This is a genomic window from Fusibacter sp. QWL-12, assembly GCF_058683495.1.
On sequence record NZ_CM178745.1, the window covers coordinates 930,777 to 955,931 of the forward strand.

General features: G+C 38.8%; 24 protein-coding genes. 7 read left to right on the forward strand and 17 right to left on the reverse strand.

What is annotated here, in order from left to right:
* The 6 genes from AC4PID_RS04865 to AC4PID_RS04890 all read right to left on the reverse strand — a co-directional run bounded on the left by AC4PID_RS04865 (nt 1) and on the right by AC4PID_RS04890 (nt 8,824).
* Nucleotides 1-1,734, reverse strand: coding sequence for a methyl-accepting chemotaxis protein (locus tag AC4PID_RS04865; protein WP_492134442.1), 1,734 nt, complete (start codon nt 1,732-1,734; stop codon nt 1-3).
* Nucleotides 1,735-1,890: 156 nt separating this feature from the next.
* Nucleotides 1,891-3,159, reverse strand: a complete 1,269-nt coding sequence (locus AC4PID_RS04870) for an MFS transporter (protein ID WP_492134443.1) — start codon at nt 3,157-3,159, stop codon at nt 1,891-1,893.
* A gap of 322 nt (nt 3,160-3,481) precedes the next feature.
* Nucleotides 3,482-5,776: a DNA topoisomerase gene (locus tag AC4PID_RS04875; RefSeq protein WP_492134444.1), complete on the reverse strand. Its 2,295-nt coding sequence runs from the start codon at nt 5,774-5,776 to the stop codon at nt 3,482-3,484.
* 136 nt (nt 5,777-5,912) lie between these two features.
* Nucleotides 5,913-7,052 (reverse strand): DEAD/DEAH box helicase, encoded by a 1,140-nt coding sequence (locus AC4PID_RS04880; RefSeq protein WP_492134445.1) that lies wholly within the window; start codon nt 7,050-7,052, stop codon nt 5,913-5,915.
* A gap of 162 nt (nt 7,053-7,214) precedes the next feature.
* Nucleotides 7,215-8,048, reverse strand: a complete 834-nt coding sequence (locus AC4PID_RS04885; RefSeq protein WP_492134446.1) for a deoxyribonuclease IV — start codon at nt 8,046-8,048, stop codon at nt 7,215-7,217.
* Complete coding sequence (locus AC4PID_RS04890; RefSeq protein ID WP_492134447.1) at nt 8,048-8,824, reverse strand: formate/nitrite transporter family protein; 777 nt, start codon at nt 8,822-8,824, stop codon at nt 8,048-8,050. Before AC4PID_RS04890 ends, AC4PID_RS04885 begins: the two co-directional genes overlap by 1 nt.
* A 220-nt stretch (nt 8,825-9,044) precedes the next feature.
* Here AC4PID_RS04890 and AC4PID_RS04895 point away from each other — a divergent pair, with 220 nt between their 5' ends.
* Nucleotides 9,045-9,896 carry a DUF4438 domain-containing protein gene (locus AC4PID_RS04895; protein ID WP_492134448.1) on the forward strand — a complete coding sequence of 284 codons (852 nt, stop codon included), beginning with the start codon at nt 9,045-9,047 and terminating at the stop codon, nt 9,894-9,896.
* 108 nt (nt 9,897-10,004) lie between these two features.
* Here AC4PID_RS04895 and AC4PID_RS04900 read toward each other — a convergent pair whose 3' ends face one another.
* The gene (locus AC4PID_RS04900; RefSeq protein WP_492134449.1) at nt 10,005-10,658 is read right to left on the reverse strand and encodes a hypothetical protein; all 654 of its coding nucleotides are present in this window, start codon (nt 10,656-10,658) and stop codon (nt 10,005-10,007) included.
* Nucleotides 10,659-10,699: 41 nt separating this feature from the next.
* A complete protein-coding gene (locus AC4PID_RS04905) occupies nt 10,700-12,622 on the reverse strand; it encodes a HAMP domain-containing methyl-accepting chemotaxis protein (protein ID WP_492134450.1) in 1,923 nt (640 codons plus the stop codon).
* A gap of 383 nt (nt 12,623-13,005) precedes the next feature.
* On the opposite strand from AC4PID_RS04905, the gene AC4PID_RS04910 reads away from it, so the two are divergent.
* The 4 genes from AC4PID_RS04910 to AC4PID_RS04925 are packed head-to-tail and all read left to right on the forward strand — an operon-like array spanning nt 13,006 to nt 17,579.
* Complete coding sequence (locus tag AC4PID_RS04910) at nt 13,006-13,251, forward strand: (2Fe-2S) ferredoxin domain-containing protein (protein ID WP_492134451.1); 246 nt, start codon at nt 13,006-13,008, stop codon at nt 13,249-13,251.
* Nucleotides 13,248-14,960 carry a [Fe-Fe] hydrogenase large subunit C-terminal domain-containing protein gene (locus AC4PID_RS04915; protein WP_492134452.1) on the forward strand — a complete coding sequence of 571 codons (1,713 nt, stop codon included), beginning with the start codon at nt 13,248-13,250 and terminating at the stop codon, nt 14,958-14,960. The genes AC4PID_RS04910 and AC4PID_RS04915 overlap by 4 nt, the downstream gene beginning before the upstream one ends.
* A gap of 10 nt (nt 14,961-14,970) precedes the next feature.
* Nucleotides 14,971-16,128: a SpoIIE family protein phosphatase gene (locus tag AC4PID_RS04920; RefSeq protein WP_492135360.1), complete on the forward strand. Its 1,158-nt coding sequence runs from the start codon at nt 14,971-14,973 to the stop codon at nt 16,126-16,128.
* Between the two features lie 23 nt (nt 16,129-16,151).
* Complete coding sequence (locus AC4PID_RS04925; protein ID WP_492134453.1) at nt 16,152-17,579, forward strand: 4Fe-4S dicluster domain-containing protein; 1,428 nt, start codon at nt 16,152-16,154, stop codon at nt 17,577-17,579.
* A 105-nt stretch (nt 17,580-17,684) separates the two neighbouring features.
* Here AC4PID_RS04925 and AC4PID_RS04930 read toward each other — a convergent pair whose 3' ends face one another.
* The 3 genes from AC4PID_RS04930 to AC4PID_RS04940 are packed head-to-tail and all read right to left on the reverse strand — an operon-like array spanning nt 17,685 to nt 19,154.
* Complete coding sequence (locus AC4PID_RS04930; protein ID WP_492134454.1) at nt 17,685-17,990, reverse strand: branched-chain amino acid transporter permease; 306 nt, start codon at nt 17,988-17,990, stop codon at nt 17,685-17,687.
* Nucleotides 17,987-18,679 carry an AzlC family ABC transporter permease gene (locus tag AC4PID_RS04935; protein ID WP_492134455.1) on the reverse strand — a complete coding sequence of 231 codons (693 nt, stop codon included), beginning with the start codon at nt 18,677-18,679 and terminating at the stop codon, nt 17,987-17,989. The genes AC4PID_RS04930 and AC4PID_RS04935 overlap by 4 nt, the downstream gene beginning before the upstream one ends.
* A gap of 4 nt (nt 18,680-18,683) precedes the next feature.
* The gene (locus tag AC4PID_RS04940; RefSeq protein WP_492134456.1) at nt 18,684-19,154 is read right to left on the reverse strand and encodes a GNAT family N-acetyltransferase; all 471 of its coding nucleotides are present in this window, start codon (nt 19,152-19,154) and stop codon (nt 18,684-18,686) included.
* 87 nt (nt 19,155-19,241) lie between these two features.
* On the opposite strand from AC4PID_RS04940, the gene AC4PID_RS04945 reads away from it, so the two are divergent.
* On the forward strand, nt 19,242-19,541 hold the full coding sequence (locus AC4PID_RS04945; protein WP_492134457.1) for a DUF4870 domain-containing protein: 300 nt from the start codon (nt 19,242-19,244) through the stop codon (nt 19,539-19,541).
* A gap of 109 nt (nt 19,542-19,650) precedes the next feature.
* On the opposite strand, the gene AC4PID_RS04950 is transcribed toward AC4PID_RS04945, so the two are convergent.
* Nucleotides 19,651-20,247 (reverse strand): GNAT family N-acetyltransferase, encoded by a 597-nt coding sequence (locus tag AC4PID_RS04950; protein WP_492134458.1) that lies wholly within the window; start codon nt 20,245-20,247, stop codon nt 19,651-19,653.
* On the reverse strand, nt 20,234-21,448 hold the full coding sequence (locus tag AC4PID_RS04955; protein WP_492134459.1) for an MFS transporter: 1,215 nt from the start codon (nt 21,446-21,448) through the stop codon (nt 20,234-20,236). Before AC4PID_RS04955 ends, AC4PID_RS04950 begins: the two co-directional genes overlap by 14 nt.
* A 153-nt stretch (nt 21,449-21,601) precedes the next feature.
* Between AC4PID_RS04955 and AC4PID_RS04960 the strand changes: the two genes are divergently transcribed.
* Nucleotides 21,602-21,937, forward strand: a complete 336-nt coding sequence (locus AC4PID_RS04960; RefSeq protein ID WP_492134460.1) for a winged helix-turn-helix domain-containing protein — start codon at nt 21,602-21,604, stop codon at nt 21,935-21,937.
* A gap of 145 nt (nt 21,938-22,082) precedes the next feature.
* Here AC4PID_RS04960 and AC4PID_RS04965 read toward each other — a convergent pair whose 3' ends face one another.
* The 4 genes from AC4PID_RS04965 to AC4PID_RS04980 all read right to left on the reverse strand — a co-directional run bounded on the left by AC4PID_RS04965 (nt 22,083) and on the right by AC4PID_RS04980 (nt 25,137).
* Nucleotides 22,083-22,805 carry a hypothetical protein gene (locus AC4PID_RS04965; RefSeq protein ID WP_492134461.1) on the reverse strand — a complete coding sequence of 241 codons (723 nt, stop codon included), beginning with the start codon at nt 22,803-22,805 and terminating at the stop codon, nt 22,083-22,085.
* Between the two features lie 85 nt (nt 22,806-22,890).
* Nucleotides 22,891-23,613, reverse strand: coding sequence for an amino acid ABC transporter ATP-binding protein (locus AC4PID_RS04970; protein ID WP_492134462.1), 723 nt, complete (start codon nt 23,611-23,613; stop codon nt 22,891-22,893).
* The gene (locus AC4PID_RS04975; RefSeq protein ID WP_492134463.1) at nt 23,606-24,244 is read right to left on the reverse strand and encodes an amino acid ABC transporter permease; all 639 of its coding nucleotides are present in this window, start codon (nt 24,242-24,244) and stop codon (nt 23,606-23,608) included. The genes AC4PID_RS04970 and AC4PID_RS04975 overlap by 8 nt, the downstream gene beginning before the upstream one ends.
* Nucleotides 24,244-25,137 carry an ABC transporter substrate-binding protein gene (locus tag AC4PID_RS04980; RefSeq protein ID WP_492134464.1) on the reverse strand — a complete coding sequence of 298 codons (894 nt, stop codon included), beginning with the start codon at nt 25,135-25,137 and terminating at the stop codon, nt 24,244-24,246. The genes AC4PID_RS04975 and AC4PID_RS04980 overlap by 1 nt, the downstream gene beginning before the upstream one ends.
* Nucleotides 25,138-25,155: the final 18 nt, after the last annotated feature.

Here is a 25,155-nt window from a genome sequence, read left to right on the forward strand (position 1 = left end):
CTAAAATTTAAAACGACCTACATTTTCATCTAGCCCATCTGCAAGTGAAGCTTGATTATTGGCTACTTGTGCTACTTCTTCTATGGCTCTAGTCACATCATCGACATTATGAGAAATCTCTTCAGTATTTGAAGAAGCATGCTCTACTGCCGTTGCCACCGCTGAAATCGCTTCGTTGATTTGTGAAATCCCATTATTGATTTCATTGGCACGTTCATTAAAGTGAGACATGGTATCTTTTACATAATTGGCATCTGTCAGATAACGGTTGCCTGTTTCTACGAGCTTGTCATAGTCTGAGATGACCTTAATATCGATGAATGATAGAACACCATTTGCACTTTCAGACAGCTCATTAAATGCCTTTGACACTTGCTCTACTAGAACAAATATATCCCCTGCAGTTTTGGTTGAGGCTTCTGCGAGTTTTCTAACTTCATCGGCAACCACTGCAAAGCCTCTGCCATGTTCACCTGCTCTTGCCGCTTCTATAGCGGCATTGAGTGCAAGAAGGTTGGTTTGCTCTGCAATTTGTTGGATTGACTCAGACATCGTCTTGATTTCCTCTACGATTTCGCCTTTTTTTATCGCTTTAAGAATATCTGCCTGTTTTTCATGATAAACTGTATTGGCATCTAGCTTAGACTGTTCCGCCTCCTGCTTCATCGTTTCGGCACGCTTAGCTATCTCTCCTGCGTTCTGACTGCCTTTCTCCGCTTGATGCGCAAGTGAACCTGAGAGTCCAGAAATCTCTCTTCCTGAGGTATTGACCTGTTCTACTGCCGCTGCAGTCTCTTGCATCCCAGCTGAAATTTCTTGAGTTGAGGCGCTTACTGCTTGAATTTGAGCATTGATTTCTTCTACATTGCCACTTAAGACCTCCGCAGATTCACTAAGCTTACCACTGTCTTCATTGATTTGTTGTAGCAGATTTTTGAGGCTCACTGACATTTCAAAGAAAGCCATACTCAGCTTGCCGATTTCGTCTCTTCGGCTGAGCCAGTTCTCTTCAATTTCCACACTGAAATCGCCATTTGCAAGACTTTCAGCAAAAGTAACCGCTTTGTGAACGCCTTTTACGATATTACCTGAAATAATGATTCCAGCCAATATAGAGAATGCGAAAGCAAACACAGCCAAGTAAATTGTAATTGCCGTTGCACGCTTTTCAGCATTCAAGCTTTCCTCGAATAACTGTTGAGAAATGTCTTTATTATAATCCATAATCGCAATAATATTTTGTTCAGTTTCTGCTCTTGCCTCTTCAGATTCTTCATTCGCTTTATAAGCTTCATCCATCTTGTTCATGTAGGCAAGTGAAATAACGTTTTGACGCATAGGCCTATATTTTGTAAGTGAAGCCTTTAAAGCATCCATCATTGCCACTTCATCATCAGAAAGATCTAACGCTTCAACTTTAATAATGTTTTCATTGGTTTGTGTGCTTAAAAGCGAGAGCGTATTACTCGCTTTAGTGATTACACCACGATCTTGAGTTTTGCCATACTCCCATACTACATGTAACATCTGTGCCTTCGACTCTAAAATGATCGCTTGAATCTTTGATAAGTAAATATTAGCCACTAAGCGTTGCTCATACATTTCCTTTAAATGTTCCGTTGTTTCATTTAAAGTCATTAAACTGATGCCACCCAAAGCACCCGTCAATATGGCAACCAACAAGAAAGCGACTAGGATTTTAGAGCGTGTTTTTGCATTGTCAATTAGCCTCATACCTAATTCTCCTTTTACCCCATTCTGTTAGCCCATCACCCTTACAGGTAAATAGCGTACAACACTATTATACCTTTGAGCTGACGCCTTTGCACTTAATATTTACATTTTATTAATATTTTTGATATAATTTTTCTTTTTTAAAACAAATACAATTTACTCAGCCTTTTTCCCTCTCGTTTGATACACAGTGTTGATGAAAGTAAGTGTGGTTCCCAGTATCGCCATCACTAAGAATGCTCCCTTTAGGGTGATGTAATCCCCTAAAATACCGACGATTGGAAATAAGGTAATCATAAAGAAGCTGAACACCATGCTCGCCATTGAGAGTAGCGTTGCACGTTTTTCACTTGGAATCACTTTATTGATATAATCCCCAAGTGCTACAAAAATCAACCCTTCTGCAAGCGAAATTGGGATATAGAAGAGGAAGTGGTATTTCGCAAGAGCTATGCCCCACGTGCTCAGTGCTATGACGATGGGCATAGCGACCAGGATACCTTTTTCTTTGATAACCGCTTCAATCCGAAAGACCTGTGGTGCCATAATTGCACCTAAAACGCCTGTAACCGCGTACACTGAGCCTATTGCAAATTCACTATAATCATCGCCCTTCATGTAATTCTGAAGATAGAAAAACACCGTTGTGGTAAAGCTCATTAAAAACTGCGAAAAAAGAATTAAGAACATCAACCGCCTATGCCCTTTAAGGATTTTAAAGCTCTCTGTCAGCTGCTTATACATGCTATAGCGTTCTTTTGTGTCTTCATTTTCAAGAAGTTCGGTTTTTTGATTGGATTCAGTTGTCTGGTTGGATTCACTTAACGATTTTGGTGCAAGTGGCGGCTCCTTAAACCCAAATGCATAAATCACTGTGAAAAGCCCAATAGCGATGGTAACTGCAAATGCCAAGGGATAGCTCTTCGTAGCAAGATAACCTCCCGCTAGGAAGGACACAACATTTGCCAGCTGGAAAATCATCTCCTTGTTGCCCCCAACCTTCATGTACTCATTTTCTCTGCCCACCGCCTTCATCGAATCATAGACCAACGCGTCGCCAGCACCGGACTCCATGTTATAGGAAAGTGCTGTTATAATGAAGGAAATGGCATAGCCTACAAAGCTATGGGAGAACAAAAGTAGCATGACGCTTATAACAGAACAGATTCTCCCTACGATTCTTGAAACCCTTCGACCGTATAGGTCAGCAACAGCACCGGTCGGCACTTCCATGGTCAAAGAGGTAATGTGAAATATCGTTTCTAAAATACCGAGTTGTGTTAGACTCATGCCTTTACTTGCAAGGTAGATCATCCAGATGCCACGGGTGAGATCCACACTTTGTATAAATGTAAAAAAGTAGTTTTTTGTAATATTTTTATTTAAAGCCGTTTTCTCTGAAACGCTTAAGTTGTAATTTTCCATGTTGTATTTTCTCCTTAAATTCAATGATTTAAAATGGTCTTTACCACAAGTGAAAGTGTGGCTAAATAAAAAACCCTAAGTAGCATCTACTTAGGGTGAGGTGACCATTATATTCCGACTTTAAAGAACCATCTGAATGGGTTTAATAAGACTTTCGGCATATAATTTTGGACAGACCTCTCCCGTCATGTACCAAATTTGCTGAAAATCTTTTAAATTCTGCGAAAAAACCGTTTGTTCCTAACATGAATTTCTCCTTGTTAATAAGCCTATAATACTACAAGTTAGTTTATCAAAGTGTTTTGTAAAAGACAAGCAAAAATTAGAAATGCATTTTCCAATTATAATAGCCTGAATCTTCATTTTTTACGTAAGTAAGGTGCGCTGAAAACTTCACACCCTTTTTATTGACGAAGCTGTTGCTATAGAGCTCACCATTTTCAAGTAGCCTTTCAACCGTTTGACGCGTCGCTCTCACTTTTAAAGCTTGTAAAAATCGGTCTTCCTTCCAAACCACAAATTTACAGCCACCCTTCCAGTTGGTGCAGCCAAATCCTTTTTCACCTTCTACGACTGGCGAACCACAGGCAGGGCAATTGCCCAGCGTTTGATCCGAATAATCTCTGCCCTTTTCACCACTATCATCAATCACATGAAAAGCATCACCTTTAATAGTTGCTACCGCTTCAGTGGTAAAATCAGTGATGACAGACATAAACGCATCACGGGTAACTTCACCCTTGCTAATATCAGATAAAGTTTTTTCGAGTCTCCCTGTATATTCTAAGTCAAAGAGCGTCTTCACTGGGAATTGCTCTACCATTCGCTTACCCATATCGGTGCAAAACAAGGATTTCCCCTTTACGCCAATGTAACCGACGCGTTTTAACTTAGCAATGGTTTCTGCACGCGTCGCAGGTGTTCCGATGCTATAACCGCTTAAAATAGCTTTTAAAAGCTCGATCTCCTCTTCATTCTCAACAGGAGCATCTAAATCTTCAGAGGCATTGACCTCAATCGTTTCAAGGCCTTCATCTAACTCGTCTCCATCCTCTGCATCTCCGTCAGATTCAGACTCTGATGCTTCAATTTCTTTTTTGGACTTTGACTTTTTACCGCAGGTTTCCATAACCTTTAAAAGTGTTTTTTCTGTATGGTGCTTTGGTGGCGTTGTCCCTTTGGTCTCGATTTTAAGCTGCTTCGCAGTAACGCTCTCACCTTCTGATAATTCAGGTAAGAATTTTTCCTTACTTTGAATTTTTTCAACCTTACGCCAGCCTTCTACCAGCTGCGTTCTGCCTTTTGCATTAAATCGGCCAATCGCTTCCTCATAAGGTTCACTAGGTGTCGCCTTAATCCATATGTTAACCTCTTCATGCTCAGCAACTGGCATGAACTGCATGATAAATCTATTTTTTACTGCTTCATAGACGATTTTCTCATCTGGCGATAGTTTATTGCCCACGATATATGTTGGAATGATGGCACTATGGCTTTCTACTTTTGAGTTATCAAAGATGCGTTTGCTGGTCGAGAACGTCACTTCATTTTCATAGGGCAAACCTCTTTTATGCACGTTAAGCACCTTTGACGCTTTATCAATTAGTGATTCTTCAAGTGCCAGCGAAGCAGTTCTCGGGTAAGTTATGAGTTTTTTCTCATAAAGCTCCTGAGCGACCTTTAGTACCTTTTCAGAAGTCCATCCTTTGTATTTGCCTGTCACATAGCCCTGTAAACCAGAAAGATTGAACAGCGAAGGCGGATACTCTCGCTTCTGTTCAACGATTTTCTCATCGATCACATAGACTGCTTTTGTAAGTGCTTTTTTAAGACGCTCAAGTGCTTCCTTATCTTCAAACTTGTCTTTTCCGTCAAGCATATAGACTGCATCAAAAGGCTCTGCTACACCCTCTTTTAAAAATTTTGCTGTGAGTTTGTGAAACTCCTCCTTAACAAAATTAGCGATTTCCATATCTCGATCATAGATGATTTTCAGGGTTGGCATCAAAACTCGACCGATATTAAGGGGCTTGCCACCGCCTCTTTTATACTTAAGTGTTGCCACTGACGTTAGGTTGATCCCGATGATCCAGTCAGCCCATTGTCTGCCGATGCCAGCATCCTTCAGCGGTCTCATATCGATATTGTTTACGGTTTTTTTAAGGCCTTGTGACACCTCTTCTGGCGTCCATTCGTTTAAAAGGAGTCTTTCAACTGGCTTTTCTACTTTGAGATAGTCGATGATGATATCCCCGATAATCTGCCCTTCTCTATCGTAGTCACAGGCATTGATAACTGCTTCGACAGCAGGCTGATTAATGAGGTTCTCAATGGTAGAAATCTGCTTGAGTGCACCTTGGTCGACCTTTGAACGATCGTTTGAATCGTGCTTGACTTTATATTTAAATCCGTCAGGGATAAAGGGAAAATTCGTCATGCGCCAGCTTGAAAGTGCTTCGTCATAATCTTTCGCATCAAATAGCTCAAGTAAATGACCAAAAGCCCAAGTGACATAAAACCCATTTCCTTCAAAATAACCATCTCGTCTTTGTGTGGCTGAAACGGCGTCTGCTATGTTTTTTGCCACAGAAGGTTTTTCTGCTATGATTACTTTCATGTTTGCTCCTAACTCATTTTGATTTGAAAACGTTCTATTTCTCAGTTTTGAAAATATACTTTTATTAATTTATATGCATGTGTCTAATAAAATCATATTGAATCCTATTGAATCCTATTGAATCTTTTTAAACCATTTACTTCTCATGTGTCCGATCCACATGATCCTCTGGCCTCTCAAACTTTATCAGCTCAAGTGAATAGCCTAAATGTGCTTCAAGCGCTTTAATTTGTTCACCATCTTTATCTGTAACGATAGAGATGACACAACCCTCTGCCCCCATACGGCCTGTTCTTCCAAGTCGATGAATATAGGTTTCAACGGTTTCAGGTAAATCTAAGTTATAGATGTGCGTCACATGTGAGATATCGAGGCCTCTTGCTGCAAGATCTGTGGTAATCAGATATTGAAACTCACCTTCCTTAAAGGCTTTCATCGTTCTAAGCCTTACGTTTTGCGATAAGTCCCCATGGATCGGTTTGACATCAAAGCCTTCTCGAATAAGTTCTCCAGCCACTTTTTCAACCCGTCTAATCGTACGACAGAAGATTACCCCCATATAAGGATTGGTCGTTCTAAGCTGTTCGATCAGCGCTACGGTTTTCCAGCGGTCTGTGGTTTGAATCAATTTTTGGTCTAGACTTAGATGGACTTCCTCATCTTTAGATTTGACTTCAGCTGGATCGACAAGGTGTTTATAAGCTAACTTCTTAACCGCTTTGTCCATGGTTGCCGAAAAGCAAAGCGTTTGCTTTCTGAGCTTTAACGTTTTAAGTAAAAAATCAAGTTCGTCCTTAAAGCCGAGTAGTAGCATCTGATCGGCTTCATCGATTACTAAGAAGGGAATCTCAGTTACATCTAGTATTTCTTGTCGCATCAGGTCAATAAGTCGCCCCGGCGTTGCAACAAGAATCGTTGCGCCTGAGTCGATTTTCTTTACTTGCTTCTGTGTCTCCACGCCGCCATAAATGGCAGCCGCTTTAAGAGAGGTGTCTTTAATCAATTGATTGACGTTCTCAAAAATTTGTTGCGCCAGCTCACGTGTTGGCGTCAATATCAAAAGCTGGATGCGATCCGAGGCCATGTCTATCTTAGAGAGCGTCGGCAATAAAAAGGCATAGGTTTTACCTGTGCCAGTTGGTGCTTGCCCGATAACGTCTTTCCCAGCCATAATCATTGGAATTGCCGTTTCCTGTATACTCGTTGGCGTCTTGATGCAAACGCTTTTAAGTGCCTCGATGAGCCAAGGCGAAATTTCTAATGCTTCAAATGTCATAAAATACCTTTCTATATGAATCGTGTCCGATTTTCATTTCACTTTTTGTAATAAATTAACACTTCTATTCTATCATAAATCTGATTTTTATGCCTTTAGAAAAAAAAGAGAGTCCACTGATCATTTATACCAATCAGTAAAACTCTCTATTCATACGATCAACTACTTAACTGTATTTTCCCTTATCCACTTGATTTCAGCTGCATAGCCGTCTAGTTCGTTTGGCGTTTCTAGATACAGCGGTAAATGTCTTAACTTAGGGTGGTTAATGAACTTTTTAAACGCTGCTTCACCAATATAACCTTGCCCTAACTTTTCGTGTCTGTCTTTATGACTTCTAAATGGATTTTTACTGTCATTTAAGTGAATGGCTTTTAGGCGATCAAGTCCAACGACCGCGTCAAAGTGTGCCAGTACACCGTCTAAATCGTTTACGATATCATATCCGGCATCATAGATGTGGCAGGTATCAAGACACACGCCGATGTGGTCTTTGTAAAGACATCCATCGATGATCGACTTGAGCTCTTCGAACTGGCTACCAACCTCTGTACCTTTTCCCGACATGGTTTCAAGTAAAATAATCGTCTTTTGCTCTTTGAACATCACTTTATTTAGAAGATTGACGATTTGCTGAATGCCCACTTCGACACCAGTTCCAACATGGCTGCCTGGGTGAAAATTATAGTAGGTACCCGGTAGTGCTTCGAGTTTTTCTAAGTCTTCCTCAAATACCAGTTGTGCAAACGCTCTAACCTTTTGATCCTGTGAACAGGGATTAAGCGTGTAAGGAGCATGTGCTAGAATCGGACCAAAGTCATTTACCCTCATGAGTTCTAAAAGTGCATTTGCATCAGCCATATCAATCGGTTTAGACTGTCCGCCTCTGGGATTTCTTGTGAAAAACTGAAAGGTATTGCCCTGAATAGCGAGAGCCTGTTTTCCCATCGCCAAATAGCCTTTACTAACTGACAAATGGCAGCCAACCGCTCTCATTACTTCTTACCTCTTACATATACAGCCCAGTAGACTATCCCGATAAAGAGACCGCCACCAATAAGGTTGCCAATCGTCACAGGGATAAAATTGTGTAAAATCGCTTCAGACCATGTGAAGTTACCACCGAGAAACTTGCCTAGTGGGATAAAAAACATATTGGCAACGCTGTGCTCATACCCAGATAAAACAAACAGCATAACTGGGAACCACATCGCAAAGATTTTTCCGATTAAATCTTTTGAAGCCACTTGAATATAGACTGCACCTGCGACAAGTACGTTACATAGAATGCCTCGAATGATTGCCGCATCAAAGCTAAGTGAAACCTTGCCTTCTGCAATCGCAATTGTTTTTTCTGCTAAATGTCCTGTATATAAACCTGATTTATATAGCATAGCGACTAATAATAACGCACCTATAAGGTTCGCCAGATAGACGAGTGTTAAATTCTTAATATAGCTTGGAAGCTTTACTTCACCCTGTGCCCATGCGGTAGAGATTAATGCGTTACCTGTATAGAGTTCACCGCCAGCGATCACCACTAGCATAAGACCTACTGGGAATACTGCTGCACCCATGAATTTTGCAAGTCCCACATCGATGTTACCTAGTGTTTGCGAAACCACTAAATAGCCGTGTCCACCTAAAGCGATGAAAAAGCCACCCATAATCGATAATAAAAGTACCGTTATAAAAGGATAGTTTGCTTTTTGTTTTCCTATTTCCACCCATTTGTTAGCAATTTCCTTAGGCGTCAAGTAATTATTGTTCATTTCAACTCCTAAAATGTTATTTGGTCAAAAACCCTAATGTTTGTATTATAGTGTATTTGAGGATGATTTTCAACTAAGCACGAACATTCTCGTTTTTTAAGGACATAAAATAGACTGAAAATAGTCGAAACGGTTGCAAAATACCATATAAAACTTTCCTTATGTCCGCCTAAAGATGTGATATAATGACGTTAACTGAATTTATTGGAGGATATACTTAATGAAAACGAATATTGACAAACTTGTCAAACAATCGGTACAAGGTACCATTCGTCATCCTTTGTTCGTTAGTTATCGCGTCGATACGGATGGCAATGTCCATGTAATTCCAGCAACTGGCGGTATTACATACAATGTTAAGGTCGGAGATCCTGCTTTCGGCTGGGTTGGCGATCACGTTGAACCAGGCGTCTCTCTTTGTCACAGTGACAATGCGACTTCAGGTGGCTTAAATGTCTTTAGCTGTATTGGCAATGAAGCAAGAATCGTTACTGGTGATGCAAAAGGTAAAAAGGGTTTTGTGACGGGTACACATGGCGGCGTCGAGCATGTTTTAGTATATTTTGATGACGAAACTTTAGATCTTCTAACACTGGACGATAAAATCATGGTTAAATGTCATGGACAAGGGTTGGCTCTAACAGACTACCCAAATATTAAGGTCATGAGCATCGATCCAAACTTATTTGAAAAGCTTGGCATTGAGGAAGTGGATGGAAAAATCATTGTCCCTGTCACTCATAAAATTCCACAGAGATTTATGGGTTCTGGCGTTGGTGCACCCTACAGCCAAAAAGGGGATTACGATATACTTACCTCAGATACAGAAGCGGTTAAAGCACTCGGCATTGATCAGCTAAGATTTGGCGATATTGTGCTCCTTGAAGACAGCGATAACTCATATGGACTTGGTGCAATGAAAAAGGGTGCAACCACAATTGGAGTTATTATTCACTCAGACTGCATCAAGTCAGGTCACGGTCCAGGCGTTACTGTGATTATGTCTTCAAGCGAAGGCTTGATAGAAGGTAAAATCGATCCAAACGCCAACATAGCGAATTACCTCCTTTAATAAAAATCTTCAGGCATCGAGCCTTCAGATTTTACCACAAACGAGATTGTGGCTTAAAAAAAAGTAAAGCGTCTTTACTGAATCTCAGTAAGACGCTTTTTCTTTGCTTCATTCGGATTGAATCAAACGAGGTGAAAGTGTTAGGATAACTTGTCCTGGTAAATAAAACGCCCACATGCCTACAGCAACTACTGAATACAGCCATGTGAAATGGGTTTTAATCACATCTAGGTTAAACATTGCCACTTGTATATCACAGATCGCGTATAATAATAGTCCTATGAACATCCAACGGTTGTATTGACTTAATTTACGCGCTTTATGTGCTACGAAAAGGTTTCGAACAAACAGAACTGCATATAGAAGGGATAGGCCTACTGTTACATCGAACTTTAACAAGATCATCGAAATGACGATTAAGGCACCTGAAACAAGATACTCAGTTCTAGTTAGATATTGATTTTTCGCTAGTTTTAATGCACCACTATAACCTAACTGTACCATTATAAAAGTTACAATGCCCACAGAATATGCATTTGTTAGTAAAAGAAAATAATCGGAAATCAGTGTAAATCCTAGTATGCATACTTGCAAAAATGCGATTCTTGTATGCTTTAAATAAAATTGAAAGATTGCAAAGGCAAAGCAAAGGACAATAGAAATCAACTTAATTTGATTACTAACTGCGATTGCCTTGCCAGTCATATCTAATACGATAAAGCAAATATAAAGCATGAATTGAAGCGATATAAACGATTTCATTTTTGCCTCTTTTTATATCCTATTTTGCTTTATTCTATCATTTAGACGGTCTTAAAGCCACCCATGATTTTATGAAGATCTTTCGCAAACTGTGTCAATTTAAGTGACGCATCATCTAAAGTCATCATCGCTGACAGTTGTTCTTCTATACTACCACTAATGGTTTCAGTTCCTGAAGCAATTTGGTTAGATGATTCTACGATTTTCATCATACTTTCTTCTATTGTACTTGTATTATCCGCAATACGGTCATTGGCCACTTTGATTCTATCAATTTTACTTACCATTTCTCTAATGTCATCGATCATTAGCTGAATGGTCGTCTCAACTTGTCTTGCAATACTCTCACCAGATGCAATTTTCTCCATAACGCCTTCTACAGATACAAACACGCCACTTGATTTTTTTTGATTGTCAACAACGAGTGCTTCAATCGCCTTAGAGGCATTTTTACTTTCATCCGCCAGTTTTTTAATTTCGGATGCAACGACATTAAAGCCTCGCCCTGCTTCACCAGCTCTAGCCGCTTCAATAGAAGCATTTAGCGCAAGTAGATTGGTTTGATCTGAAATATTAGAAATCATTCCGATAATATCACCGATTTCTTTTGATGAAGTTTCAAGTGCCTGAACCAGTACAGAAACCTCTTTTGCGGATTCCGCTATCCCGTCCATTGCATTTACAACTTCTTTAATATCTTTGGCACCTGTTTCCGCCATGTTACGTGTTTGTACGCCTTGTTCTGCTGCTGTAACACTAAATTCAGCTGTTTCACCTGAGAACTTAGTCGTTTCTTCCATGTAAGCACTTATTTGTTCTAAAGATTTTGCGTTATTGATACTAAATTCAGCAATATCTACGACTGTTTTTGAGAGCATTTCTATGGAATCTGTCGTATTCCCAGTAACATTTTTTACCATACTTCCGGATTCTTCTAAATCTCTTGAAATCTCTTTGGATGCTTTAATCATATCGTTTAACTTATCTATAAATTTATTAAATGTATCTGATAGTTTTGAAATTTCATCTTTACCATGTACTTCGAGACGTCCTGTTAGATCGCCATCGTTTTCAGAGAACTCTCTTAATTTTTCTGTCACAAGTCCAATTGGTTTAACAATACTTCTACCTATTAAAATGATTAAGGCAATCATAGTTACCAAGCTAACGATAACGATTACGCCTGTAGAGATTAGTATACCTATAAAGCTCTTCTCACTGATCTCATAAGTTGACTGCGCATTTTGAACCATTAAGTCTACATTTGTTTCTAATATTTCTATAACAGCTTCCCTAGCATCATCGTACTCTGCCATCTGAGTGTTCATACCTTCTACTTGTTCACCTGTTGTATCGACTGCAGTCTCTGTAGTGGTTTCAGCTATGCCTTCAGTTGTTAATTCTGCTGCTGTTTCTGTTGCTGTTTCTGTTGCTGTTTCTGTTGCTGTTTCTGTTGTTGTTTCTGTTGTTGTTTCTGTTGTTGTAACTTCTTGACTATTCTCTGATACGGCTTCAGTGGTTTCCTCTGTTTGTGCACCACCCATTCCCATCATTGATACGGTTCCAACACCATTTGTTGATAGAAAATTATCTTTGTTATCTAAAAATACATTAACGGCTTCTTTTAATGAAGTGTAATCGCTAATATCGCTTACTAATGCAAGGTGCTCTTCTAGCAAAGCTGCTCTCGCTTCAATTTCCGCTTGAATGGGCTCTTTAATTGTATCATCATTACCTGCATCGATAAGATCGTTGGAACTTGATCGAATAAACTCAATATCACTCTTAACCGCTTCTAGTCTGACAATTGGCGTTAAATCCTCATTATATATCGACACGAGTAATTGGTTCATATCTGATACTTTAAAAATTGCAGTTGAACCAATAAAGAGTATCATCAAGAACATAATAAGTCCAAGTGCGCCGATTTTTTTTGATATGCCTATCCCTTTTAGTTTTTTCATTTTTCCTCCACTAACCTCGTTTGAGTTGATAGGGTAATTTTAAAGTCCGAACCTTAAACTAAACTTAAAGATTGTGGCAATTTTTATGAATTTAAATAATTTTGTTCGTTATATTTTTAACTATTAATGTGTTTTAACTTTTCAGTCTCCCTGTTCGTCTGAAGTGGAAATACATTTCATTTTTGTAATATATGTTTCGCGATTGTAATACAAATGCCTTTATTTACCTTTTTATCTAGATTATATCATCTAGAACAATGCAATTGTTTCTATTTCGTAACATACCACCTCGATATACTACGATTTTATATTACAAAAAGTTCTTGTATACAATTGAAAGACCTTTTCCTTTGTGATATTATTAACATGTCTTGGAGGTGCGTATGGAAATCAAAATTTGTATCGGAAGTGCATGTCATTTAAAAGGCTCATATGACGTCATCAAAAACTGTCAGAGCTATATCGAATCTAACCAATTAGAATCTGAAATTGAACTCAAATCAGCGTTTTGCTTAGGACGTTGCTCCGAAGCGGTTTCAGTTCAAGTTGACGGGTCAGAAGTCTTTTCAATTTCTCCAGAAACCGCTGAAGGGTTTATGAAGATGATGCATACGAGGATTAAGTTATGAAATTCATAGAATTTGATCACACTAAATGCGACGAATGTTATAAATGCTTAAGAGAATGTCCCACAAAGGCCATTGCCTTTACAAATCACAGTCGCCATATTATAGATGATCTGTGTATCAAATGTGGTAAGTGTCAGATGCACTGTGCGACTGGCGCTCTGAAAATTCAGCTCGATTTAAAATCGGTGCAGACGGCCATACACAAAGGTAAACGTGTGATTGCTTCACTTGCTCCCTCTTTCCCTGGTGCATTTAAACTCAGTCATCCAGGGCAAATGGTCACCGCACTTAAACGACTTGGTTTTTTGAAAATTGAAGAAACTGCAAGAGGTGCTGAAATAGTTTCTCTTGCATATGAATCCTATATTGAATCTGGTTTCAGCGATAACATTATCACCAGCTGTTGCCCTTCAAGCAACTACCTTATAGAGCATTATTATCAAGGCGCAATAGATTCAGTAATTCCTATAGTCTCCCCAATGATCTCGCATGGCTTTGATATAAAAAAACGCTTTGGCGATGACACATATGTCGTATTTATTGGTCCTTGTCTTGCTAAAAAAGCAGAAGCCGTTGACATATATGGGAGCATAGATGCAGTTATCACCTTTAAGGAGTTGTCGGAATGGCTTGAGGCAGAGAAGCTTGTTTTAGACTATCTTGAGCCTTCACAGTTTGATACCCCAGTTACTCAGCGTGGTCGTGCTTACCCATTAGGTGGCAGCCTTTGGCGAACCGATCTTGAAACGCGAATCAATCCAAACTATAAGTACATTCATGTCGATGGCATTGAAGATTGTAAAAGTTTTCTTGAGGCGGTTTCGAAAAAGGAGATTAAAGGTTACTGTGCTGAACTAAACATCTGCTCAAGCAGTTGTATCAACGGTCCAGATATGCCATGTGACGCGCCAAATTTATATAAAAGAATGAGTTTAATGAACACGCATATTAACCAGATTGAACGGACTGGCCACATCGATCCATCGGTTGTCACAAACGAACAGATGGTGCGTAGCTTTATCCCTAAGAATACTGGATTTCCACCAATCAACGATCATCAAATTTCCGAGATTCTTATTCAGATGGAAAAATACAGTGAAACCGATCAACTGAATTGTGGTGCCTGTGGCTATAGCTCTTGTTATGAAAAAGCCATCGCCATATCAAGAGGCCATTCAGATATTAACATGTGTTTGGATAGTCTTAGAAAAAAAGCGGAGAGTTTACAGAGCATTATCTTTGACAATAGTCCCAATGCCATCTGCATCCTCGATAGTGAATTCCGAATTCAAGAAGTTAATCCGTCGTTCAATCGTTTACTAAACGCTTCAAAGATCAAGTTAAAACATTGGCCAATCGCTGCATTGATCGAAGATTCAATCTTTGAAGAAACACAAATAGCGGTTAATGGGCATATCGGTAAAAAAATCTATTTAGAAAGTATAGAGAGAACCTTCTATGCCAATGTTGTGAATATCCAAAATGGCAAATTCTATGTAGGGATTTTTACTGATATTACAGAGTATGAAAACAGTCGTGAAGAATTTGAAAGAGTGAAATCAGAAACCCTAATTACTTGTCAGCAGGTTATCGATAAGCAGATGCGAATAGCGCAAGAAATCGCTAGTTTGCTTGGTGAAACCACTGCTGAAACTAAAGTAGGTCTAAATAAATTAAAGAAACTGGTCCTCACTAACGGAGGTGAGTGATTTGGAAAAAGTGCCACATTATATCGATCTATCGACCCATTCGCTCAACAAGTTTGGCGAAGAGCTCTGTGGCGATAAAGTCGAAATTATAAAAGGGAATAAAAGAACCATTGTCGCTCTTGCTGACGGACTAGGAAGCGGTGTGAAGGCGAATATTCTCGCTACGCTAACCAGTAAGATTATGATCACCATGTTGGAACAAGGCGCAGACTTAAAGGAAACCATAGACACCATTACAAACACCTTACCCATCTGTCAGGTAAGAAAAATTGGTTATTCTACTTTCTCAATTTTAGACATCGATGATGATCTTAATCTTCGAATCATAGAATACGATAACCCACCTGCTTTTATCGTTAGAAATGGTCATTTAATCAATGTGCCAAAAACACAACTAACATCATTTGACAAGCGCGTTTGGATTACTGAATTCAAACTCGAACTTGGCGATACGATTACGCTATGCTCAGATGGCGTCATACATGCAGGCGTTGGCGTGATGTTGAATCATGGTTGGGAATGGCAACACGTCGGTGATTTCATAGCAGAACAAGAAATTGCCTCTGCGGATAAATTAACCCGTCGCCTTTTGGAAACTTGCCACAAACTGTATGATGGCAAACCTGGAGATGATGCAACCGTGGTCACTCTAAGAGTTCGAGATCCACAAATCACACAGATATTAACTGGCCCACCAGATTTAAAGGAAAAAGATTCAATTACAGTCAGAAATTTTATGCATCAGTCTGGCGCTAAGGTCGTCTGTGGCGGAACTGCTGCTAACATCATCTCACGTGAGCTGGGAAGAGAGATCGAAACAGAAATAGAATACATCGATCCCTTTGTACCACCAACAGCACGAATTAAAGGCATCGATCTTGTAACAGAAGGTGTTCTCACCCTTAAAATGACACTTAACAAACTTATTAGCATTAACAACTGCTGTGATGAGCCTGTTTTTCACAAGAAGGATGGCGTTTCTAGGCTTCTTAAACTACTAGTCGAGGACAGTACTCATGTGCATTTCTGGGTGGGGAGAGCAATCAATCCAGCACATCAAAATCCCGATTTTCCAAGGGATTTAAGTATAAAGATCAATATTATTAGAGAGATAGAAAAAGAACTAAAAAAAATGGGGAAATTTGTTCATATATTTTATACCGATTAATCGGCCTATCAGAAGGTGAGTTTATGAGAAAGTTTGAAAACCAAGTTCAATTGATAAAACACGAACTATTAACGGAAGTAGCAAAGCACGCATTTAATGGCACACTTGAAGAAAATCTGGACCAGATTCCAATAACAGTCAATCCTGGTCCAGATGAAAAATACAGATGCTGTATTTTTCATGAAAGAGCGATTACATCCGATCGAATCAAAATGGTAATGGGTGGTGATCCAGAAAAGAACGGTATTGTTGAGGTATTGGATTCTGCTTGTGATCAATGTCCAGTTGACCGCTATGTCGTAACCGAAGCCTGTCGAGGTTGCTTGGCACATCGCTGTGAAAATGCATGCCCGGTTGATGCTATCAGCATCTGTAAAGGCAAAGCCATTATTGATCAACAAAAATGCATCGAATGTGGTAAATGTAAGGAAAGCTGTCCTTATAATGCAATCGCAGATGTGATGAGGCCTTGTCGTAGGGACTGCCCTACCAATGCAATTACAATTGATCATAGAAAAAAAGCAGTCATTAACTATGATGAATGTATCTCTTGTGGCGCTTGTGTCTACAATTGTCCATTTGGTGCGATTCAGGAAAAATCTGAAATTGTAGAAGTAATCGATATGATTCGAACACCAAATCAAGCCGTTTACGCAATGCTTGCACCAGCCTTCTCTGCACAATTTAACTACGTTCCTCTCGGCAATGTCATAACTGGTCTAAAACAAATGGGCTTTAGAGATGTAATCGAGGTTGCATTAGGTGCAGACTTAATCACACAGCATGAAGCTGAAGAACTTGTTCAGTTTAAATATAATAATAAAACTTTAACCAGCTCCTGTTGTCCTAGCTTTGTTGAATTCGTTCATAAAAAGTTCCCAGAGCTAATCGACAACATTTCACATACTGTATCTCCAATGACAGCAACTGCACGTTTAATCAAATCCATTGATCCAAGCGCTAAAGTTGTATTTATTGGACCTTGTATCGGTAAAAAACTCGAAAAAATGAGAGTCAAGGACACCGACTACGTACTAACATTTGAAGAACTAGCCGCCATGATTGATGCAAAATCCATCGATTTAAACGCCTTAACCCCGCAACCCCTCGATAATGCTTCCTATTTTGGAAGAAAGTTCGCATCAACAGGCGGCGTCGCTTCATCTGTTAAACACTATCTTGAAGATCAAGGCGTGGTAGATCTTAAGCTTGAGAGCTGTGATGGCATAGAAGCCTGTTCAAAAGCACTCACACTCCTAAAATTCAAAAAATCAAATGTTGATTTTATTGAAGGCATGGCATGTAAAGGTGGCTGTATTAAAGGCCCAGCGACGATGCATCATGGTCCAAAAGATATCAAGGCACTAGAAGATTATGCAAAATCAGCTCTAGAAGCAACTCCTAAAGACGCTTTAAGAGTATTTGACACCACAAGCATCTCTTTCATATAAAAATAGTCATCCTATGCCCTTAGGATGGTGTGTATACCCCCATATACACACAAAAGCGAAAGCGTATGTCAGTCTATTAAATCCCAAATAGACCGACATACGCTTTTATCTTATCAAAAGCATATAAACCAAAGTTCCTCCGATAATGCTAATGAGATTGTTGCGTTTCCAAAGATGTAATCCAACGGTTACGCCAATCCCAATTACAACCGGTAAAAACTCACTTACAACACTGATGTGTACGTGTTTAATACTATATACAATAAGCATCCCCATCACAGCAGGCGGCAAAACCTTTCCAATATAAATAACCCAATTCGGGGTTGATCTACCTTTACCAAATAATACAAATGGTCCTAGTCGAGTAAAATAGGTTACAAGTGACATAACAATTATTGCTGCCCAAGTCATAAGTCACCCCCTACTCTAATTTTCTTCTTAGCACTTAAAAGTACAACCAGCATAAAAACCATCGCCGGTAGTACCATTTGAGAAGGCCCAAAAAGATTCAATGCGATAACTGCAGAAGCGACGCCTATCAAAGCAGGTAAATGCGACTTAGCGCTTAACCACTGTTCAACAAATATGACGACAAAAAGTGCAGTCATAGCAAAGTCAATCCCCGTCGTATCAAAGGTAATCAAATTACCTACTAACGCGCCAAGTAAGGATCCGATAATCCAATAAGACTGATTGAGCGCTGCAATCGTAAAGAACAATTTTTCTGTTTCCACATCTTCTTTCTCTGCAACGCCACATAATAATGAATAGGTTTCATCTGTCATCCCAAAAATGAGATATTGCTTGCGCCAGCCAAAGGATTTAAACAGCTCTATAAAGGACAAGCCATAAAACAAGTGGCGTATATTTACAAATAAGGTCATGAAAGCAACCTGTACAAGCGCAATAGGACTAGTTAATATGGAAATTGCCACAAATTGCATAGCTCCTGCATAAAGGAATACGCTCATTCCCAATCCCACCCAGATGGACAAACCTGACTTTACAACGAGAAGCCCATAGGCAATCCCGACTGAAATGTAGCCCAATAACACTGGTATCGTATAGGGGATCGCAATTTTAAGTATTTTCTTATTCATTTGATTACTCCTGATGTTTTGGAATTTCAAAATAAAATTTTGGGATTTTTTGATTTGGTATCATAACAGAAGTTACCCAATCAACAATCTTAGCGCCATTATGCTCATAAAATCCAGCAGCTTCTGGGTTGGTAACAAACTCAAAAGATTGGATATGCAGGGACCTGCAAATACGAATTAGCTCTTTCCACATAGTTGAGCCAAAACCCATTCTAACATAGTCTGCTTTGATATAAAAATACTCTAAAATAGGGGAAGATGGCATTACTTCTAAACCAAAAAATCCAATTAAGCTTTCATCATCGTTTAAAAGTTTGTATACAGGATGATTTTTAACAAACTGCTGGGTTACAGAATAAAGCAGTTCAAACAATGACATATATTCTTTGTCATAACCCCATATGGATTCTGATTCTATCGCTAAGTTAGTTAATACTTCAACATCTTCAAATACCGCTCTCACAATTTTCGTCATAACACCCTCAAATATTTATCATATTATCGTTACTTTTAAGTTAAATAAGGTATATATGTAGTAAATTTGCATCTTATGGAGGTTCCTATGGAAGATAAAAACACAAACATCTACGCTGCACTTGCTTATATTTTATTCTTCATTCCTTTAATTGTCGATAAAGATTCTGAATATGGCAAATTTCATGCAAATCAAGGTCTAAACTTATTATTGCTTGGAATTGCTGTAAGTGTTTTAGGTGCACTTATACCTTTTATCGGTTGGTTTATTATTTCACCTGTTGGTGGTTTGCTTGTATTGGTTCTTGCGATTATGGGCATAATCAATGCACTCAACGGTGAAGAAAAAGAGCTCCCTATCATTGGAAAATACCGTTTGTTAAAGTAACCTAACTTTCCTCAGCGTTCTAAAAAGAACTTCGTTTATACGAAGTTCTTTTTTTACGCATTGACCCTCTTTAACTGAATTTGATTCACTATTGACTTTATAAGTGCCCTTAAAGTTGTTCATAGGGCCTTGATCGTTTGATGATTTCATTTAATTGAGTCAAATCAGTATGAATATAGTGTAAAGCTTCATCCATGATTGTTTTAACACGTTCAACAGGATACGACACATTTTCACCTAAAGCATATAAAAACATCTTTAGTCCCCCCATGGGCGTTGGTAGATAATATTCCCAATTTAATCGAATGGCATCCAGATTTTCATAATATTTAATACGTCGTTCTCTGTTGGGATCTATACCATCCGGTATTTCTACCTCAAACAAAAGTAATTTAAAGGTTTCCTTTAAATATATGAGTAATTTAGAGCCATAGCCCTTACTTTGACTTGTTGGATCGATCACAATATAATCTAGCCAACCAAAAGTATTCTCAACAGATACATATAAAAGTGCAAAACCGACTATGCTATCTTCGGTTTTACTTACCTCAGTTTGATCATGCATAAGGATTAATCTATATTTTCCTCTACTTATTAGAGCTTTCAAATGCTCAAAGGATTTTCTTTCTTCCTCTGGAAAAGCATTACAATACAAATGATAAATCTGCTCTAAAGCGTTAACGTCACCATTTTCATATCGAATCATTGTCTACTGTCTCTTTCTTTTTTCTATAGTTACTAACGACAAACGAAGTAATCGCATTTAAGCCTATAAACAACAGAAGGATCCAAAAGATTGATTTTATACCAAACTTTATGGAAAAATACGTGCCAACAGCCGGTGAAACCATCCAGCCCAAGGACCCCACCAAGCCCTGAATGCCAAAGAGCGTGCCTCTTTTATCTGGACTAGTCATCTCAGCAGTTTGCGAAGTTAACAGTGGCTCAATACCGCCAATAATGAAAAATAATAACGTATATAATATCATAAATGGCCACATGCCTCTTGAGAAATTTAAGACCAACACATCTACAAAGGCGATTAAAAGAAGCGTTCTAATCATCCATATCTTATTGTATTTTTCACTGAGTTTACTGATTGCTATTGCAGATACTGCAGTCACTGCGCCAATAACACCATTTAAGGTCCCAGTTATCGAAGCTGCTCCTTGGCTGGTATTTAAAAGTTCTTGTATATATAGTGGCAAAAATGGCGAAAATAAAGTTCTAATGACACGTTGGAAAAATAGCATCAATAATAACATTAATATCCCAATTGCAAAAAGCTCTTTATATTTTGATGATCCTTGAATCACGGATGTCTTTCTGGATTGTACTTTTTTCTCACCTTTTAAGAATATGGTTACTACCATAAATCCAATCAGCATTAGCACACTTCCAACGAAGAAACTAACTCTATATCCGAAATGTTCTGCCACGAGTCCCCCAAATAGTGGTCCAAGTGAATAGCCTACAAAGGTTGATGAAGATAGAAATCCTAACGCATATGAAAGTCGATCATTGGGAGTATTGACTGCAACAAATGCAGAAGATGCAGTAATCGTTCCTGTAAACAAGCCTTGCATAAATCTTAAGATAACAAGATGCCATACGTTTGTAGATAGCCCCATTAATCCAATAATGAAAACAGCCGCAAACATGGCTCTTTGTATCATCATTTTTTGACCAAATCGATCTGATAAAATCCCCCAAATTGGAGACATAACTGCCATTGTAATCGCTGGTGCGGCACTAAGGATTCCGGTAAATAAATTAAGCTGATCTGGATCGGTAACCCCTAGTTCTTGAATAAAGAACGGTATAAAAGGGAGTCCAAATCCAAAGCTAGTCAATGAGATGACTTGAGAAATCCAAAGGATGTAAAGATTGATTTTCCAACGTTCCATGTTGTCCTTCCTCTGAAAATGCTAATTATTTCGGTACACTATATAATTGTACGCCTATTCCCTATCTTTTACTAGTCTAAATTAAGTTTCATTTAAGGTTACGATGATATACTTTGCCTAAGATAAGATTTTATACGATATGAGGTGTTAAGTATGAAACAAGAAATTTATGAACATCGACCAATGAGTACCTTAAAAAATGATAGAAAATATGAAATGTATATCAATACGGCTGCACAGTGCGCAGAAGTTAATGGTAAAAATATTAGGTTAACACGACTTGAATATAAAACGCTAGCTTATTTAATGGCTAGAAGAAACATGGCAGTCAGTCGCGATGAATTATTAAAAGTAATTTGGCAATTACCTTGTCCAATTGAAACACGAGCAACCGATGATACGGTGAAAAGACTTCGCAAAAAATTACGTGATCATAAAGTCAATATTAGCATTGAAACCATTCGAGGCTATGGCTTTATTATTCGATAAAGCAATCATCCTTTTTCAATATCCCCCCTCTTAGTAAAGCATGTGTCGTAGACATGCTTTTTTTTATTTTTTGGCACTGAAAAATACCGTTAATCGAGTTCGGTTAACGGTACTAAAACAGTTTAAGGATTCATTTTTTTGAGGATTAAATCTCAAGAATTGATTTCAAATCATCCTCAGTCCAGTTTTGAGTTTTCATGTATTGCTCTATAGCGGCTTTAAAACGTGTTGCTTCAGTAACTGCATCTGTCTCCGTAGTATCTGTGTCTTCATCTTCTTCTGATCCATAAAGCGCTTCAAGCATCGCCTCTAAGCTACTAACTTCATCATCCTCTTCTGTCGATGAGGTGCCACCAGGACCACCTGGACCACCAGGACCACCTGGACCTCCTGGACCACCTGGACCTCCTGGGCCGCCTGGACCTTTAGGTCCCTCAATCGCTTTGGTTTGAATATCTGAAAGCTTTTGATCGACTTCTTCTAAAGTTAAAGATGAGTTGTCTACCGTACTCGTTTGACCTGTAACTGCAGCAAAAGCTGTGTCAAGTTCGTCAAGTAAGGCTCTTTTGTCGGTCTCATCTAAACTTTCTAAATCTGTTTCGGCAAGTTGATCCATCAGTGCTTTCATTTGCTCATGATTGGCTTTGCTCGTTTCATCCTCAGAACTTGTTCTTAGCTTCATTCGCATTGCCATTGCTTCGCTGTTCATGCCACTGCTGATAGAACCTACGGATTCATTAGAAAGTGCACCTACAGCCGAGTAGTTAATAGTTGAAGATCCTGATTCACTGGTTGATACATTCTGTGTTTTGTTTAGGATATTGTATAGGCTTGAATATCCACTGGTATAAGTTGAGTCTATTCTCATAATTGCCTCCTTTCTATGAAATATCTTTCGTCATTAAATACCCAGAAAATCAACGAAATTTTGTGGCAATTAAGAGGCAGATTACTTATAAAACTTTAGATAAAAATGACTTTGTACGCTCTTCAGCTGGTGCATTAAATAGAAGGTTTGGAGGATTAATTTCTACAATTTGCCCCTCATCCATAAAAATCACACGATCGGCTACTTCTTTTGCGAAGCCCATCTCATGGGTTACAATCACCATGGTCATGCCATTTTTTGCAAGCTTTTTCATAATCTCAAGCACTTCGCCAACCATCTCAGGATCAAGCGCTGAAGTTGGCTCATCAAATAGCATAACGTCTGGCTTCATCGCAAGTGCTCTTGCGATAGCAATTCTTTGCTTTTGTCCACCAGATAATTGATTTGGGTAAGCATCTCGCTTGTCGAGTAAGCCAACACTGATTAATAAAGCTTCTGCTTCCTCTATTGCTTTTGCTTTATCTAATCCCAACAGCTTAATTGGGCCGAGGGTGATGTTCTCTAAAACGGATTTATGAGGAAATAAGTTAAATTGTTGAAACACCATTCCGATTCTTCTTCGATGCAAATCGATGTTTATTTTAGGATCTGTTAGTGGATATCCCTCAAAGATCACATCTCCTGAGGTTGGATGCTCTAATAAATTTAAACATCTTAAAAGTGTACTCTTCCCTGAGCCACTAGGACCAATAATTACGACAACTTCACCTTGAACAATAGTTTGATTGATGTTCTTTAATACTTCTAAATCTCCAAATGATTTGTGTAAGTTTTTAATCTCAATCACCGACACTCATCCTCCTTTCAAATTTTTGCATAAACTTCGAAAGGCCGAAAGTTAAAACAAAATAGATAAATGCAGCCACTACAAGGGGTTCAAACGCTATAAAGGTGTTGCCTCGAACCGTATCTGTATTGTACATTAAATCGTGAATTCCGATTACTGAAACGATAGCAGATTCTTTTATAAGGACGATAAATTCATTGCCAAGGGCTGGTAAAATATTTTTCATCGCTTGCGGTATGATAATCTCTTTATAGGTTAAAAAAACTGGAAGCCCTAGCGATCTTGCCGCTTCCATTTGCCCTTTGTCTACTGCGCCAATTCCCGCTCTTATAATCTCAGCGATATAAGCTGCACTGTTGATACTCATCGCTATGACACCTGCTGTTAGCATGGGAAGATCGGTTATACCGTAATAGACGATATACAGTTGTATCAGTAGAGGCGTCCCTCTAATAAATTCAATATAGCTTACGGCAATTGACTTGAGCACTTTATTCTTTGACGTCTTCATCAAAGCAAGCGCTAAGCCGCCGATGAGACCAAATACGACGGTTAGCGCTGATAGTAATAAAGTGTAGCCAGTTCCCGAAAGAAAGAATTTATAATATTTCGGTAAAAAGCTAAAATTCATTATTCACCTTCACTTAATAACATTGCATCCGAGATAATTTTGTCCATTTCACCTGAGTCGAGTAAACTTTGAATGCTTGCGTTGATAGCATCTAGGTAATCTTGTGAGCCTTTTTCGATAGCAATAGCCGAACCGCCTTCACTTCCTAAATCCACGCCATTAACAGATAGATCTGGATTTGCTGCAGCGTATTGCTTTGCAACTGGTTCTGCTAAGATTAAACCATCCACTTTGTCTGTTTTAAGTTCCATAATTAAGTTTGGAATCTTATCGATCGATTTTGCTTCTGATGAAGTAAAGATTGTTTTTGCTAATTCTTCTTGGATGGTTGCTTTTTGTACGCCTAATGTTTTACCCGCAAATGCTTCAACTGTGTTTAAAGTATTTACATTATCTGTTTTAACGAGCATCGTTTGGCGAGAATCATAATATACGATTGAGAAGTCTACAGATTGCTTTCTTTCATCTGTTGGCGTCATACCTGCGACGATTAAGTCAATTTTACCTGCTGTAAGAGCTGGTAGAAGACCATCAAATTTCATATCGATAATTTCAAGTTCTACACCAATGTCAGATGCGATTTTCTTAGCGATGTCGATATCAAATCCAACAATTGTATCTTTTCCATCTACCTCTAAGTGAAACTCAAAAGGTGGGTAATCTGCTGATGTACCAAGTACTAAAACGCCTTTTTCTTTAATTTCATCTAATTTTGTTTTTGCTACCGCAGCAGTTGTTTCAGAAGCTGCAGCTGCTGTTGTTTCTGCAGCAGTAGTATCAGTTGCTTTCGCTGCATCAGAGCTAGCACAACCCGCTACTGAAAGTATCATCACTAGCATAAGTGATAGTGCCATAATCGACTTCAACATTTTTTTCATTCCCAATTTCTTCATTTTTATTTCCTCCACGAG

Bases quoted from the DNA above. Each gene is read 5' to 3' on its own strand.
- AC4PID_RS04870 (WP_492134443.1), bottom strand. From the start codon at position 3,159: ATGGAAAATTACAACTTAAGCGTTTCAGAGAAAACGGCTTTAAATAAA.
- AC4PID_RS04910 (WP_492134451.1), top strand. From the start codon at position 13,006: ATGGAAATCAAAATTTGTATCGGAAGTGCATGTCATTTAAAAGGCTCA.
- AC4PID_RS04915 (WP_492134452.1), top strand. From the start codon at position 13,248: ATGAAATTCATAGAATTTGATCACACTAAATGCGACGAATGTTATAAA.
- AC4PID_RS04980 (WP_492134464.1), bottom strand. From the start codon at position 25,137: ATGAAGAAATTGGGAATGAAAAAAATGTTGAAGTCGATTATGGCACTA.
- AC4PID_RS04960 (WP_492134460.1), top strand. From the start codon at position 21,602: ATGAAACAAGAAATTTATGAACATCGACCAATGAGTACCTTAAAAAAT.
- AC4PID_RS04965 (WP_492134461.1), bottom strand. From the start codon at position 22,805: ATGAGAATAGACTCAACTTATACCAGTGGATATTCAAGCCTATACAAT.
- AC4PID_RS04940 (WP_492134456.1), bottom strand. From the start codon at position 19,154: ATGACGAAAATTGTGAGAGCGGTATTTGAAGATGTTGAAGTATTAACT.
- AC4PID_RS04880 (WP_492134445.1), bottom strand. From the start codon at position 7,052: ATGACATTTGAAGCATTAGAAATTTCGCCTTGGCTCATCGAGGCACTT.
- AC4PID_RS04885 (WP_492134446.1), bottom strand. From the start codon at position 8,048: ATGAGAGCGGTTGGCTGCCATTTGTCAGTTAGTAAAGGCTATTTGGCG.
- AC4PID_RS04925 (WP_492134453.1), top strand. From the start codon at position 16,152: ATGAGAAAGTTTGAAAACCAAGTTCAATTGATAAAACACGAACTATTA.
- AC4PID_RS04955 (WP_492134459.1), bottom strand. From the start codon at position 21,448: ATGGAACGTTGGAAAATCAATCTTTACATCCTTTGGATTTCTCAAGTC.
- AC4PID_RS04905 (WP_492134450.1), bottom strand. From the start codon at position 12,622: ATGAAAAAACTAAAAGGGATAGGCATATCAAAAAAAATCGGCGCACTT.
- AC4PID_RS04890 (WP_492134447.1), bottom strand. From the start codon at position 8,824: ATGAACAATAATTACTTGACGCCTAAGGAAATTGCTAACAAATGGGTG.
- AC4PID_RS04895 (WP_492134448.1), top strand. From the start codon at position 9,045: ATGAAAACGAATATTGACAAACTTGTCAAACAATCGGTACAAGGTACC.
- AC4PID_RS04865 (WP_492134442.1), bottom strand. From the start codon at position 1,734: ATGAGGCTAATTGACAATGCAAAAACACGCTCTAAAATCCTAGTCGCT.
- AC4PID_RS04900 (WP_492134449.1), bottom strand. From the start codon at position 10,658: ATGAAATCGTTTATATCGCTTCAATTCATGCTTTATATTTGCTTTATC.
- AC4PID_RS04975 (WP_492134463.1), bottom strand. From the start codon at position 24,244: ATGAATTTTAGCTTTTTACCGAAATATTATAAATTCTTTCTTTCGGGA.
- AC4PID_RS04875 (WP_492134444.1), bottom strand. From the start codon at position 5,776: ATGAAAGTAATCATAGCAGAAAAACCTTCTGTGGCAAAAAACATAGCA.
- AC4PID_RS04930 (WP_492134454.1), bottom strand. From the start codon at position 17,990: ATGACTTGGGCAGCAATAATTGTTATGTCACTTGTAACCTATTTTACT.
- AC4PID_RS04935 (WP_492134455.1), bottom strand. From the start codon at position 18,679: ATGAATAAGAAAATACTTAAAATTGCGATCCCCTATACGATACCAGTG.
- AC4PID_RS04950 (WP_492134458.1), bottom strand. From the start codon at position 20,247: ATGATTCGATATGAAAATGGTGACGTTAACGCTTTAGAGCAGATTTAT.
- AC4PID_RS04945 (WP_492134457.1), top strand. From the start codon at position 19,242: ATGGAAGATAAAAACACAAACATCTACGCTGCACTTGCTTATATTTTA.